The following is a 13,357-nucleotide window of genomic DNA, read 5'->3' on the forward strand; positions in this document are numbered from 1 at the left end:
AACTAATTGACTGAAACTAACACCGCTTTAAACCGTTGATAAAAAGCAAATAAACTTAGCTCAAAATGAATAATACCCTACTCGTTGTTACCTTATTCTTCATCAGCTTTAGTTCGGCAAGTGCCCAGTCTTCTGCAGAATGGAAAGCTCCCATGTACCAAGTCAACTTTGGTTCCGATAATGGGGATGAAGCAAAAATGGAAATTGACAAAGGATATCGGTATGCAGATCTTGATTTTGACGGGCGAAAATTCCACTTGTTTTTTAATCTCGATATTAACAAAATAAAACAGGCGAGGATCGTCGAACCAAAATCCAACCTACAAATTGCCAGAGGAAAAGGAAGCTATTTCTGGGGGAATGCCCGGTTTGAATTTGTTGATGGTGAAGTGTACAAAGTCATAAAGAAAGGTAAGGCTAACGGCTATGAAATCATCGGTCCAAATGGAACCCTTTTCAAAGTGGAAAATCATGCCATAAGCCCTGTAAAACCTATAAATGAGAAAGATTTTCTAATTCAAGCTTTCTATGTATTTAAAAGGATCAAAATAACACAAAACAGTCCTTCGGACGTGACGATATTTTACTCCAGCTATAATTCATTCGGTCCCAATGAGTAGTTTTGCTAATTACAAACAGTAACCTATGGCTAAAACATTTCCACAGTATTTCAAGCGGATTTTTGACGATTACCAGGTTTTGGTACAGGTAAATACTGACACGTTCACTGGAATAGAGCTGATCGTACATCCTGACGGGAGAATCGAAAAAACCGAAATGGAATTTGACGAGGACATCTTTGATGATCTGGCAGAAGATGAATTCATCCAATGCAATGTGCTGGAATTCCAGATGCACTTGGCGAAAACACATTAATTTTAAATTTTATATTTCAAATTTGAAATTAATGAACCTCATAATCAGGAGGAAATCCCGATTCAACCTGAAAATGGACAAGGAATATTGTAAGGGAATATTTTCTCCTTACTTTTGTCCCGGCGGCACGACCAGCTCCTGCTGAATCCCCCAGGTCCGGAAGGAAGCAAGGGTAGGTGGTTGAGCGGTGCGATGCCGCTTCTTTTTTGTGCTATTTTTTTCCCGGGCATCTCTAATCAGGTTCCAAATCTTGATTTATCTTCTAACTTTGTTTCCTACAATCAAATCCATTTGGAATCATCCTTTTGAATGGCCTTAACCTTGTTTTTAAATTTAGGACGAGAAAAGCAAGGTCTGAGAAAAGCTGTTTCCAAACCTATTAAACAATTCAAACATGAAATTCTTTATTGACACAGCCAATCTAGGTGAGATTCGCGAAGCTTTTGACCTAGGGGTTTTAGACGGCGTAACTACCAATCCTTCCTTGATGGCCAAAGAAGGCATCAGCGGAGACGCAAAAGTAAGAGCTCACTACAAAGCGATCTGCGATATCGTAGATGATAAAGTAAGTGCAGAAGTAATCTCTACAGATTACGAAGGAATGATCAGAGAAGGAAATGAGCTTGCGAAGATAGATGACAAAATCGTGGTAAAAATCCCGATGATCAAAGATGGCTTGAAAGCACTAAAATATTTTCAAAGTGAAGGCATCCGTACCAACTGTACGCTGATTTTCTCCGCTGGCCAAGCCCTCTTGGCGGCAAAAGCCGGTGCATCTTATGTATCTCCATTTATCGGGAGATTAGATGATATTTCATTCGATGGAATGGAATTGATCGCCCAAATTGTACATATCTACGGTAATTACGGTTACGAGACAGAAGTGCTTGCGGCGTCAGTTAGACATAGCATGCACCTGCTTAAATGTGCCGAGGTGGGCGCAGATGTAGTGACTTGTCCATTGAAAGTAATCACCAGCTTATTGAATCATCCCTTGACAGATTCTGGTTTGGCAACGTTTTTGGCAGATCATGCCAAGGCAGCCGGAAAATAACTAGTAAAAGGCCGGCTTTGTCGGTCTTTTTTTAATTTCCCTTATGTATATCATCAAAGTAAAAGGCAAAGCAAAAATCCCTGATTACATTCAGATCAGAGATGAGAACTTTGTATTAGTGGCCTATTTCAGAGCAGATAGGCCATTAAAAAAAATGGAGAAATTTGGCCTAGAAGGAAAGGAAAAAGAACTGGAAACGTTAATTAAGGATCTTCCTTTTGGGAAATTGCAAAAATTAGAATTATAGGAATGGATTTTAGTACACAGCCTGTGCTTCAGGTAAACCAAGCGACGATCTTTCAGGGAATAGACCCTATTCTAACCAATGTGAACTTCTCCGTGGAGCAACACGAATTTGTGTTTCTTATCGGTAGAACAGGCAGTGGAAAAAGCTCCTTGTTAAAAACACTTTACGCCGATTTGGAGTTGAAAAGCGGAAGTGCAGAAGTAGCGGGATTTAATCTGGAAAATATCAAGACTAAAGATATTCCATATTTAAGAAGAAAAATCGGGATTATTTTTCAGGATTTCCAACTCTTCAATGATCGCTCAGTAGCTGAAAATTTGGGTTTTGTCATGAGAGCAACTGGCTGGACTGATAAATCAAAAATAAATGACCGCATGGCTGAAGTTCTGCTTTTGGTGGGTCTGAACAATGCATCAAGTAAAATGCCTCATCAGCTTTCAGGTGGGGAACAGCAGCGTGTGGTAATTGCGAGAGCTTTGCTCAATGAGCCTTCGATTTTACTTGCTGATGAGCCTACAGGAAATCTTGATCCAGACGTAGCTGATGGGATTTTCAAGCTTTTCCAAGAAATAAATAAAAAGGGAACTGCTATCTTGATGGCAACCCATAATTATGATTTACTTCGTAAGTACCCATACCGAGTATTGAAATGTGAAAAGGGAGAGCTGCAGGATAGTCAAACACATGATGTGTCTTTTGGTTCTATATATTAAAATTTCGAGTTACTAATCCAACGCTTTTGCAAAATACTACGTTTGAAATTATCCAAACTTCCCAAATATGAAATCTACCCTACTCTCAAGAACTTTCTTCCTTGTAATCCTAAGCGGACTACTTTGGAGCTGTAACAAAGATGATGAAAAAGATCCTGTTGTGGAGCCCGAGCTTACACTAGAGGAAGAAATCAACACATGGATTTACGATGTTATGGATGAAGTTTACTATTGGAGACTTAATCTTAGGACACCTATAGCAGCCAATTCGGATCCTACTGCTTATTTCAAGTCCCTACTATTCACTCCTACAGACCGCTTTTCAGTAATTTATCCTGATTATCAAGAGTTGATCAATTCTCTAAGTGGTATTTCTTTGGATCCAGGATACGAGTTTAAATTATATAGAATTACTGATTCTAACGATATATATGCAGAGGTACTTTATGTGAAGAAAGATAGCCCTGCATCTTCAAAAGACCTAAAGCGTGGTGATGCGATAGTAGCTATAAACGGCACAAAGTTAACTGTAAGCAACTATCGGGATCTTCTAGGTCAAACGGAGGCCACTCACACAATTTCACCTCGAAGATATAATGAGGAAGCTGGAGCATATCTTGCGATGGAAGACATTTCTATCACCCCCGTTGAATTCCCTGAAGACCCGAATTTCCTTGATACGGTGTATACAATCAACAATCAAAAAATAGGGTATGTGGTTTATAATTTCTTCGCCCCAGGTACTGCCACAGACAATACCAAGTACGATAAGGAGATGGATGCAGTATTTGAAAAACTGAAAGCCGAAAATATCAACAATTTAGTCTTGGATCTGAGGTACAATGGTGGTGGATATGTTTCTTCTGCAGTAAACCTTGCTAGTTTAATAGGCCCTGGCGTTACGAGTTCTGATATTTTCTCAAGAACAAAATACAATAACTTATTAGCTTCAGAAATTCCCGGCCTAAGCAGTGTGAAAACTGCGTTTTTGAACAAATCTCAAAATCTGGGAACTACCCTAAGTGGCAATCGTATTTATGTTCTTACCTCTACTGGAACTGCATCTGCATCTGAGCTAATCATCAATGGGCTGAAACCCTACATGGATGTATTCTTAATTGGTGATGTCACTTATGGGAAAAACGTGGGTTCAATAGCCATTGAAGATGAAGACAATCCAGATAATGCGTATGGCCTGCTACCTATCGTGACTCAAAGTTTCAATAGCTTAGATCAATCTGACTACAGCACTGGCTTTACACCAAATATTACTGTCAAAGAAAACACAGAGAGGCTAAGAACATTAGGAGATGTAACCGAAATCATGCTCAGAACTGCAATCGAGCAAATCACAGGTGAGCCATCATCAGGTAGATTTGTCAAACTCGACCGAGAAGTGATAGCTAATACACTGGACACTAAGATTAGAACTGGTAAGATGATAGAGTCTCCTATCATTAAATAATCAAAAAGCCCCTAAATTAGGGGCTTTTTCTATGCTTACTCATTATCAAATTGTTAAGTTTCTGATTTCAAAATGCTTGCTTTAGAATTACTGTTAAATTTGTGCCCATGGAAACCGCAGCAAGCTTCATCCTTATATTATCTGTTTACTTTTTGGGTTGCCTAGCACTGGTGCAAGGGGTAGTTAGACCTAACAGAAAACTGGTGCTAGAAGCCAATCACAAGAAAGCACAATGGGTCACGAATTACCCAAAAATCATTTCCCTGAGCTTTGGCATCTCTTTACTCACCACATTGATTGCATACTACTTATTTCTTAGCTGAAAAAAAAACATACTTGACAGAAGCAAAAAGGGCTTCCAATTCATTTTGGCAGCCCTTTTTGTATTGATAGCTTTCAACTAATCGAATAAGTCAAATTTCAACCCAAAGTTGAATCGAGCACTGTAATATTCTGCTTGCATTGTTCTGGATTTGATTCCCTGATAATATCTCAAAGGCTGATTAGTCAGATTATTCCCTTCGAAAAACACACGCCATTTAGGAGTGATCGCATAGGAAGCATTGACGTCTAGAAATGCTTGCTTGTCGTAATAGCGGTCTTCAAAGCTATCGCCTCCTAATTCGTCCAAGTAATCAGAAGCATAATTCAAGGAAACACGGATCACCAATCGCGTATTTTCGTAGGACAAAGACGCGTTAAACATATTATCAGCTGTGCCTGGCAGCTCAATATCATCCTCATCTCTATCTTCAATGCCTGTGGTAGAAGAATTGGTATAGGTATAGTTCAGATAAACTCCAATTCCCTTCCAAATCTGACGCTGAATGGATGCTTCTAAACCGTATATTTTAGCAGTTCCCCCGTTTTCTGGACGGGAAAATTGAAGATCAGACCCAAACTGTGGATCACTATATCCCTGTGAGGTGATAGTATAGACGAAGTCGTCAATATCTTTATAAAAACCACCTAGGGACATAAGTCCCACATTATCGAAATACTGCTCTGCCATCAAGTCAAAATTCATAGCTGTAGCAGGCTTTAGATTAGGGTTTCCTCTCGACAGTTCCTCATCTTCTGGACTTAACTCCGCATAAGGAACTAAGTCAAAATAATTTGGCCTGGCAATAGTATTAGTCCAGGCAAATCTCAAAACACTGTTTGGATTCATGTTATACTTCAAATGTACCCCAGGCATGAAATTAGTATAACTCTGATCGCCTTCAGCTGAAGAAATTTCTTCATTGTCTATATCAAAGATATTTCCTATATAGTCAATAGAAGTATGTTCTATTCGTACACCGGCAATAGCAGAGAATTTATCTGAAAATTGATGATCTGCCATTACGTAGCCTCCGGAAATAGTTTCTTTCGCTGTATAATTACCCGGCGCATATTCCTCAGGAATATCACTTTCCTCAAATAGATTGGAATTTTTGAAATCTAACCCTCCCAAATACGCTGGAGTCATAAATGTACCAACTTGATATTGAGAACCTACCAGGAAGCTCGCATCGGAATAATTTTCATTTGGCACATTTGCAAGAGTTTCACCAAAAGCTTCCTCATCTAGCGGCTCGTACTCATAGAAGTTATTGTCTCTCTCTTTGTCTTTTCCACGATACCTCACCCCGAACTGGAAAATCCCTTTGGGACTGTATGGTAATTTGAAATCCAGTTTCCCATTCAGGTCGCGGTCAAACGTGTAGCCATATTGTTCTGACAATCCATTGAATGCAATTGCAAGGTTATCGGCAGGATTTGTTAGATAGGCAAATGGTTTCTCAGGATCTGAAACATCTAATGTCACATCCTGGCCAGAGGATCTAAATGAAGTATATCGCTCAAATGGTCTTTCTTCTGATGCTTTTGCATAAGTGAGAGACCAATCCATTTTCAAATTATTGAACAAATGACTACCGCCTAAAGTCGTGTTATAAACTCGTTGATCCTCAAGTCTGGCAGCTTTATTTCTATCGCTGTCTAAACCACCTTTCGTTTCATATTCCACGCGACCCTTGGTCAAATAATTCCCAGGGCTAACTTCTGTGAAATCCCCATCATCAAAAGAATCGTCCAGCTGACTAACCCGCATTCTAAACCTATTTTCCCAATCGTCTCGGTGGTTATACATTCCAGATAGAAATAGCTTGTGGCTATCATTGATAGCATAGTCAAAAGCGATAGTAGCAGATCGACGAACCCGCTGAACTTTATATTCTCTAATATCAAATTCCTCAAGGGCAGCTCCATTATCATAATTTTTCCAAACCGCTTCAATATTGTCTGATCCAAAGAGGTGATTGTTATAAGAACCTGAAAAAATCACGCCCAATTTATCATCGAAAAAACGATTGCCAATGATCAAGCCACCAGTCCATATTGGTTTATTGGAAAGTAAATTTATACCAGAAGCCGCCGTTCCAGAAACACGAAGAGCATTTGGAGCCTGGCGCGTCACCAAATTCACAGAGCCGCCAATGGCATCCGCATCCATGCTCGGAAGTACGGCTTTATTCACTTCTATGGTCTGAATCATGTCAGAAGGAATCAAATCCATCTGCACATTTCTGTTATCGCCCTCGGCAGATGGTAGTCTTTCACCATTCAGCGTCACTGAATTTAGCTGTGGAGCGAGGCCTCGGATAATAATATTTCGCGCTTCTCCTTGATCATTTTGCATGGTGATCCCTGGGACTCTTTTGAGCGCATCACCAATATTGGCATCCGGAAATCGCCCTATCTGATCAGAGGACACCACATTGGTGATATTAGCATTGTTCTTTTGCTGATTGAGCGCTTTTGCCTGTCCTTTTAACCGGTCGCCCATCACTACAAATTCCAGACTCGCTATAGTCGTTTCATCCAATTTGAAATTCAAGATAGTTGTTTGTCCATCTTCTATAGTAGTTTCTTGTACAATAGAACCATAGCCCAAGTAGGAAACCTGAACTTCATATGAACCCTCAGGAAGATCCACGATGGAATAATCTCCCGTTTGGTTAGTGACGGTTCCCAAAGAGGTGTTTTTCAAAATCAAATTTGCCCCAGGCATAGAAAGGTTTTGTGCATCTATCACCCTACCTTTTAATACTCCTTGTGCCAATGCCTGATGGCTCAGACAAGAAAGAGCTATAAAGGTAATTGCGCTCAGTAACTGCTTTTTCATAATTATGAGGATTAATAATTAGTTTTTTGATTTTAAAATGTCGCCCGCCATATCTTCCCAGCGATAGATTTGGAAAGTCTTGTCTTCCGACATGGCTACAAAAAGTCCATGTGGAAAATCTGGCCCTAAAGCGGTGCTGATGGATTCTGATCCATCGCTTGATGTGGTACTGGTAGCTATCTTGGTTATTAATGAGTGCTCATTTGGGTTTGTTGCACTTCCTTCTCTCGGAAATACATGAAAAAGATTTGACCCTTGATCAGACACCAAAATATACCCTGTGCCATCATCAAACTTGTAAATCGAAATACCTTCGTGATCATCTGAGAATCCTTCCTGAGCAAAATGCGCTAGTTCTTCATTCCCCTTTTCTGGATCTGCATAGTATTTCCTCACTCCTACTCCTTCATCAGAATAATAGATGAACCCAAGCTCCGCATCGACAGCTATTGCCTCGATCTCCTTTTTTCCAGAATATGCTCCAAACTTCCTTACAAGATTCAATTTGATCTCTCCCTCTTGCCCCAAAATCTCATATTGCCATAAGTATGTCCCATCTATGGGACCACTCTTCCTGCCGGCGATGACAAAGTTTTTCGCTGTAGTTTTATCTTGAAAGAGAGCCACACCCATTAAATCTCTAAAGTCTGGGTACATTTCGCCCTGAAACACTTCGATTCCTCCGGAATTGATTTCTTTCATATCAGGAAGACTGAAAAATCTCAATTTAGATGTCATTCGCTCTCCAGTGACTGCAAAGTCTACAATCCGATCACCCAGATCCAAACGGTAGCCCACATCCACATTGTTTGGACGCTGAATATCTCTTACGATCAGCGAGTCAATTGCATTTCCCTTCAGATCGAATACATAAAGCGCTCCATCTGCATCTTTGTCCGTTCCGATTATAAGGCTTTTGGATGGATCTGTTGGATTTATCCAGATAGCAGGATCGTCTGTGTCATGGATAACTGAATCAGATATATAAACTGGCTTAACCAGATTTTGCTGAATCATTTCTTCTTTTTGTTGGACTGTCTCACTACACGAAGTCGCTAAAATCCCCAGCGCAAACAGGCCATAAATTAGTCTACATTTTATCATAAGATTTGAATGGTTTTGATGCTACAATTTTAGCTTGAGTAGTAGGTTCTCACTACTAATGGCTGTAATCAATTTGGCAACAATTGGAAAAGTGACCGTTAACAAAACCTAAACAGAATCCGAAAAAACAGTTTCAAAAATTTGATTTTCAGGTGATTATGGAATGTTAAAAAGAGATTAACAAATTGTAAATCATATACAAAGAAGATATTGCTGTAAGCTATCCCCTTTTTCCAAGTCCAATTTTTTACGAAGTCTATACCTGGAAATCCGTAAGCTATCCATCGAAATCCCCAGTGAAGAAGCTATCTCTTTTGAATTCAGATTGAGTCGCATGAGACTGGCGAGCTTCATTTCTGCAGGTGTCAGCCCACCAGTACGCTGCTGAATATTGCTGAGGAAGTCCTGGTGTACTTTTTCAAAACTATGTTTAAAATCTTCCCAATCTGTATCATGAGAAAAATTGAAATCTATTTGCTTGATGAGATTTCTAATCTTTTTCTTCTGCTCTTTAGGATCTTCCTCCAAGATACTTTTCAACCTCACCAGAATATCTTCCATCATTCGATTTTTATCGATCACATGTAATGTTTGTGCAGTGAGTGCTTTAGAATGAGCCTTATCTTCAGCTTCCATTTTTAATTCCAGCAATTGCATATTCTGTTGTTCTGTGGCAATCAATTGTTCCTTCACCTGAAGTATTTCCTGATGACGCTGCAGCAACTCCTTATTACTTCTAATTTTCAACTTTTGGCGATTGAAAATCACCCAGCCCAATACGCACAGCAACCCCACCAAAAACACTAGAAGCCATTTTACGATAGAGTCGAAATCCCGCATTTGCTCAAGCTGATTGATCTGTTGATTTTTGGCATACAACCTATTCTGAACCTCTTGTATAGCCAATTGTCTAGCTGACTCTTCTGAATAAACCAAGTCACTCAACTGACGACTTTGCTCCAAAAACTTATATGCATTATCATAGTCTCTCATCTCTGCATATGCCTTGGATATATCTACAATCGCGCTTTTCTGCTGATATAAAAAACCAAGCCTTCTACTCATCTCAGCTGCTTTTACAGAATAAAGCAAGCCTTCCTCTGGTTCCCTGGTTTTGCGAAGCACATCTCCAAGATTATTCAGGTTACCGATAATCCGAAGACTATCACCAAGTGCCGTATTCAGCTCAAATGCCTTATGAAAATTGAAATAAGCAGAATCATACTGCTCCAAATCTTCATAAATACTTCCAATATTTTCTCTGACAAATGCCAATTGACTCTTTAGGTTAAGCTCCTTAAAAATCAAAAGTGCTTCCCTTTGATTAGCCAAAGCTTTTGGGTAAGAGCCTATTTTTTCATACATCCCACCTATAAAACTTTTTGTTTCAGCCTCACCTTCTGCATCATGAAGTTTTTGATAGATCGTCAATGCTGTTTCATGACGGAGAAGAGCGTCTTCTGGAGTCTTGATTTTGTAATAGACTTCCCCCAAAGCATTGTTAACCTCCGCCAAAAGGGAAGGCAATTCATTGTTTTGGAATATATGCTCCGCTTCATAAAATGCCTCTGACGCAGGCTGAAATAGACCGAATTGCAAAAGAATCTGACCCCGGACCAATTGTGCTTTTCCTACTAAAGAATCAAACAAAGTAAGTTTACTCTCTTCCAATACTTCTGTGGCAAGCAAAAAAGCTTTGTCAGGTTTACTCTTTGCTAACTTTTTTGCTGAATCAAGTTGGAAGTCAATATCCAATGGGCTTTGTGCCTGTGCAATAGGTGGAAAATACCCAATGAAAATAGCAGCAGAACATGTGAGTAGAATCAATCGCTTCATAATCAATGAAGTTCCGCGTATCACAGGTAAAAAGCGTTAAGTAAAAGTTGTCTTTTGATTAAACTTCTCCTTGGATTAGGGTCTAGTTTGAAGAAAAAAACTGTATTCATTATGACAAAAAAAAACCGACATAAATGCCGGTTTCATAATCAGGGGTTGAGTTGATCAATTTGTTTTTGCAAGGTTTTCTTTGGCAAGATCAAATTCAGGATCCAGAGAAATAGCTTCTTCGAAAGCAGCTTTCGCTTCAATCTTTGAACCTTGATCCAAATAGATCATTCCTTTTAGGTTCAACGCAGCAGCTTTCATACTAACTTCTTGCGTTTCAACCTGAGATTTTGGGAAACCTACTTTCTCATCAGGCTTGGCATTTTTCACCAGAATATTCATAGAGTTCAACGCCTCAGGATATTTCTTTAGGCTGTATTGGATAAAACCAGATTTATAAAGGCTGAAATTATCTCCACTAAGTAAATAAAGGCTTTCGAAATAGGGAAGAGACTTCTCCAGTGCTCCAACCTGCTCCAAGGAGTTAGCTGCAATCTCCAAAGATTGGATACTCTTGTCATTCACTTTTAATACTTCCATGGAAACCAATGCAGCAGACATCGATTGGCCAGCCTCGTAATAAACCGATCCCAACATCTCTACATATCGTAGATCTTCCGGATTTCTGACGATCAAGTTATAAAGTGACATTTTGGCAACACCTATATCATTGAATCGTAAAGCCAGTTGATATGCGGCCTGATCTGAAGCATTCAATGTTTTCTTTAGTTTTGGATCGAGCTTAGCTACAGAAGCGGTGTCGGCAGTCTGGGCAATTGTTGTGCTGGCACAAAGGGCCATAATCAGCATGAATAATACGTGCTTCATTTGAATTGAATTTTGATTTAGTTTATGAATTTGGGCGATCTAACACTGGAGACAATCCTTTGGATTTGGCAATCTCTAGCATAAATTCTCGTGCCTGTACAGGATTGTTGTGAATTTTACCCTCCAATATAGCTTCTTTAATTTCTTCTTTAATATCTCCGACGATTTTAGAAGGTTCCAAACCAAAAATTTCCATGATTTCCTCTCCTGAGATGGGCGGCTGGAAGTTTCTGACCTGATCTTTCTCCTCCACTGCAATTAGCTTCTGTGCTACTTTATCGAAATTTTCCAGGTATCGTTTTACTTTCCTGTTGTTTTTAGAAGTGACATCTGCACGACAAAGCTTCATCAGATCATCTATGTCGTCACCCGCTTCGAAAAGCAATCTTCTCATAGCCGAATCTGTCACTTCATCTTTCACCAGTGCGATGGGGCGAAGGTGCAACTTCACTAGTTTTTGAACATATTTCATTCGTTCATCCATCGGAAGTTTCATCCTGCGAAATATGTCTGGGGTCATGCGCGCACCTTTATCTTCATGCCCGTGGAATGTCCAGCCAACTTTGCTATTGAAGCGCTTGGTGGCTGGCTTAGCTATATCATGCAAAATAGCAGCCCAGCGAAGCCACAGGTCATCACTCATCAGGCAGACATTATCCAACACCTGCAGGGTATGATAGAAATTATCCTTGTGCGATTTATCATCCACCGAATCTACGCCCTGCAGCTCCACCATTTCTGGAAAAAACTCCTGGAGTAACTTACCCGCAAACAGCAATTTGAAACCGTAGGAAGGCTTTTTCACTTGAATAATCTTATTCAACTCCACAATCACCCGCTCTCCGGAGATGATGTTCAAGCGATGCGCATTTTCACTTAATGCATGAAAAGTATCTCCATCAATATCAAAATCCAGCTGAGCCGCAAATCGGACTGCACGAAGCATACGAAGTGGATCATCAGAAAAGGTGACATTTGGATCAAGCGGGGTAAGAATCAACTTCTTCTTAATATCAGAAAGTCCATTAAAGGGATCTAGCAATTCACCATAATTAGCAGCGTTCAAAGAAATTGCCATGGCATTGATCGTAAAGTCCCTTCGCTCCAAATCTTCTTGCAGTGTGCCTATTTCCACGGTTGGATTACGGGAGTCTGAGCGGTAAGACTCTTTACGAGCACCTACAAATTCCAGTTCCAAATCTTCCAGTTTCAGCATGGCTGTACCGAAATTCTTGAAAACTGATAGAGGCACGTGGATATCATATTGGTTAGCAACTTCCTTCGCTAATTCAATACCACTTCCAACGCAGGTAAAGTCAATATCTTTGCACGATCTTTTCAAAATCAGATCTCTCACATATCCGCCGACCACATACGTTTCTATGCCCAAATTGGCTGCAGCTTTTGCAACTTTCTTAAAGACTTCGAATTCATCAAGATGCGATTTGAAATTCATCCCTTAAGAATTTTGACATCGCCATCAGGTCCCAAAAACATCTCTTTGGTACTAGGACTCAAAAGTGGAAATAAGATAGGTGTCTGGTGTGAAGTAGTTTCGTTAGTGTCTATTTTCACAACCACAGGCTGAGAAATCTGAAATAGCAATTTATTCCAGTTGGGCTCTAGGATCAGACTGAACTTCAGCACTCCGTCCACTATAGGCCCATTTTTAATGATGCGATTTGCTGGACTATGATATACAGTTGGTTTGTTTGCATATTCTACGATATCCAGCGAGACCTCCGAGAAAGGCTCACAAATCGTACGGATTTGGAATAAATCAAAAAGTAAAAACGTCCAATCTTCACCCATCTCAGGCTTCCAAAGCTCTGTTTTCATGAAAGTGATTACTTTCCCGTTTCCTTCTTTCAGGTGCAAAATTCCTTTTTCCCTAAAAGCAGATAATAATTGTGCGTGATCCAAGGTGAATTATTTTTTCACAAAAATAATCAGAAAAATGAGAGCAGACGGCAAAAGCGTGTAAACCGAATATGAATATACGCTTTTCAGCCAGTGG

The 13,357-nt window shown here is 39.9% G+C and carries 12 protein-coding genes and 1 other RNA gene; 7 read left to right on the forward strand and 6 right to left on the reverse strand.

Going from position 1 to position 13,357, the window contains the following annotated elements:
* Positions 1 to 65 precede the first annotated feature (65 nt).
* From BVH04_RS01505 to BVH04_RS01535, 7 genes are all read left to right on the forward strand, one after another.
* The gene (locus BVH04_RS01505; RefSeq protein WP_086539570.1) at positions 66 to 620 is read left to right on the forward strand and encodes a hypothetical protein; all 555 of its coding nucleotides are present in this window, start codon (positions 66 to 68) and stop codon (positions 618 to 620) included.
* Between the two features lie 25 nt (positions 621 to 645).
* Positions 646 to 876 carry a hypothetical protein gene (locus BVH04_RS01510; protein WP_086539571.1) on the forward strand — a complete coding sequence of 77 codons (231 nt, stop codon included), beginning with the start codon at positions 646 to 648 and terminating at the stop codon, positions 874 to 876.
* A 119-nt stretch (positions 877 to 995) separates the two neighbouring features.
* Positions 996 to 1,081, forward strand: an RNA gene (ffs, locus tag BVH04_RS01515) — signal recognition particle sRNA small type.
* Between the two features lie 189 nt (positions 1,082 to 1,270).
* Positions 1,271 to 1,930 carry a fructose-6-phosphate aldolase gene (gene fsa, locus BVH04_RS01520; protein ID WP_086539572.1) on the forward strand — a complete coding sequence of 220 codons (660 nt, stop codon included), beginning with the start codon at positions 1,271 to 1,273 and terminating at the stop codon, positions 1,928 to 1,930.
* A gap of 43 nt (positions 1,931 to 1,973) precedes the next feature.
* Positions 1,974 to 2,177, forward strand: coding sequence for a fructose-6-phosphate aldolase (locus tag BVH04_RS01525; RefSeq protein WP_086539573.1), 204 nt, complete (start codon positions 1,974 to 1,976; stop codon positions 2,175 to 2,177).
* Positions 2,178 to 2,179: 2 nt separating this feature from the next.
* Positions 2,180 to 2,890: a cell division ATP-binding protein FtsE gene (locus tag BVH04_RS01530; protein ID WP_086539574.1), complete on the forward strand. Its 711-nt coding sequence runs from the start codon at positions 2,180 to 2,182 to the stop codon at positions 2,888 to 2,890.
* Between the two features lie 67 nt (positions 2,891 to 2,957).
* Positions 2,958 to 4,355, forward strand: a complete 1,398-nt coding sequence (locus tag BVH04_RS01535) for a S41 family peptidase (protein ID WP_086539575.1) — start codon at positions 2,958 to 2,960, stop codon at positions 4,353 to 4,355.
* Between the two features lie 400 nt (positions 4,356 to 4,755).
* On the opposite strand, the gene BVH04_RS01545 is transcribed toward BVH04_RS01535, so the two are convergent.
* The 6 genes from BVH04_RS01545 to BVH04_RS01570 all read right to left on the reverse strand — a co-directional run bounded on the left by BVH04_RS01545 (position 4,756) and on the right by BVH04_RS01570 (position 13,263).
* Positions 4,756 to 7,524 (reverse strand): TonB-dependent receptor, encoded by a 2,769-nt coding sequence (locus tag BVH04_RS01545; RefSeq protein ID WP_086539577.1) that lies wholly within the window; start codon positions 7,522 to 7,524, stop codon positions 4,756 to 4,758.
* An 18-nt stretch (positions 7,525 to 7,542) separates the two neighbouring features.
* Complete coding sequence (locus tag BVH04_RS01550) at positions 7,543 to 8,628, reverse strand: phytase (protein WP_086539578.1); 1,086 nt, start codon at positions 8,626 to 8,628, stop codon at positions 7,543 to 7,545.
* Positions 8,629 to 8,820: 192 nt separating this feature from the next.
* Positions 8,821 to 10,464 carry a tetratricopeptide repeat protein gene (locus BVH04_RS01555; protein WP_086539579.1) on the reverse strand — a complete coding sequence of 548 codons (1,644 nt, stop codon included), beginning with the start codon at positions 10,462 to 10,464 and terminating at the stop codon, positions 8,821 to 8,823.
* Positions 10,465 to 10,629: 165 nt separating this feature from the next.
* A complete protein-coding gene (locus tag BVH04_RS01560) occupies positions 10,630 to 11,340 on the reverse strand; it encodes a tetratricopeptide repeat protein (protein WP_086539580.1) in 711 nt (236 codons plus the stop codon).
* Between the two features lie 22 nt (positions 11,341 to 11,362).
* Positions 11,363 to 12,796 (reverse strand): CCA tRNA nucleotidyltransferase, encoded by a 1,434-nt coding sequence (locus BVH04_RS01565; RefSeq protein WP_086539581.1) that lies wholly within the window; start codon positions 12,794 to 12,796, stop codon positions 11,363 to 11,365.
* Complete coding sequence (locus BVH04_RS01570; RefSeq protein WP_086539582.1) at positions 12,793 to 13,263, reverse strand: hypothetical protein; 471 nt, start codon at positions 13,261 to 13,263, stop codon at positions 12,793 to 12,795. Before BVH04_RS01570 ends, BVH04_RS01565 begins: the two co-directional genes overlap by 4 nt.
* Positions 13,264 to 13,357: the final 94 nt, after the last annotated feature.

The sequence above is a fragment of the Algoriphagus antarcticus genome (assembly GCF_002150685.1).
Classification (GTDB): domain Bacteria; phylum Bacteroidota; class Bacteroidia; order Cytophagales; family Cyclobacteriaceae; genus Algoriphagus; species Algoriphagus antarcticus.

Coding starts and splice junctions, on each gene's coding strand:
- BVH04_RS01545 (WP_086539577.1), bottom strand. CDS start 7,524: ATGAAAAAGCAGTTACTGAGCGCAATTACCTTTATAGCTCTTTCTTGT.
- BVH04_RS01560 (WP_086539580.1), bottom strand. CDS start 11,340: ATGAAGCACGTATTATTCATGCTGATTATGGCCCTTTGTGCCAGCACA.
- BVH04_RS01510 (WP_086539571.1), top strand. CDS start 646: ATGGCTAAAACATTTCCACAGTATTTCAAGCGGATTTTTGACGATTAC.
- BVH04_RS01565 (WP_086539581.1), bottom strand. CDS start 12,796: ATGAATTTCAAATCGCATCTTGATGAATTCGAAGTCTTTAAGAAAGTT.
- fsa (WP_086539572.1), top strand. CDS start 1,271: ATGAAATTCTTTATTGACACAGCCAATCTAGGTGAGATTCGCGAAGCT.
- BVH04_RS01505 (WP_086539570.1), top strand. CDS start 66: ATGAATAATACCCTACTCGTTGTTACCTTATTCTTCATCAGCTTTAGT.
- BVH04_RS01550 (WP_086539578.1), bottom strand. CDS start 8,628: ATGATAAAATGTAGACTAATTTATGGCCTGTTTGCGCTGGGGATTTTA.
- BVH04_RS01530 (WP_086539574.1), top strand. CDS start 2,180: ATGGATTTTAGTACACAGCCTGTGCTTCAGGTAAACCAAGCGACGATC.
- BVH04_RS01535 (WP_086539575.1), top strand. CDS start 2,958: ATGAAATCTACCCTACTCTCAAGAACTTTCTTCCTTGTAATCCTAAGC.
- BVH04_RS01555 (WP_086539579.1), bottom strand. CDS start 10,464: ATGAAGCGATTGATTCTACTCACATGTTCTGCTGCTATTTTCATTGGG.
- BVH04_RS01525 (WP_086539573.1), top strand. CDS start 1,974: ATGTATATCATCAAAGTAAAAGGCAAAGCAAAAATCCCTGATTACATT.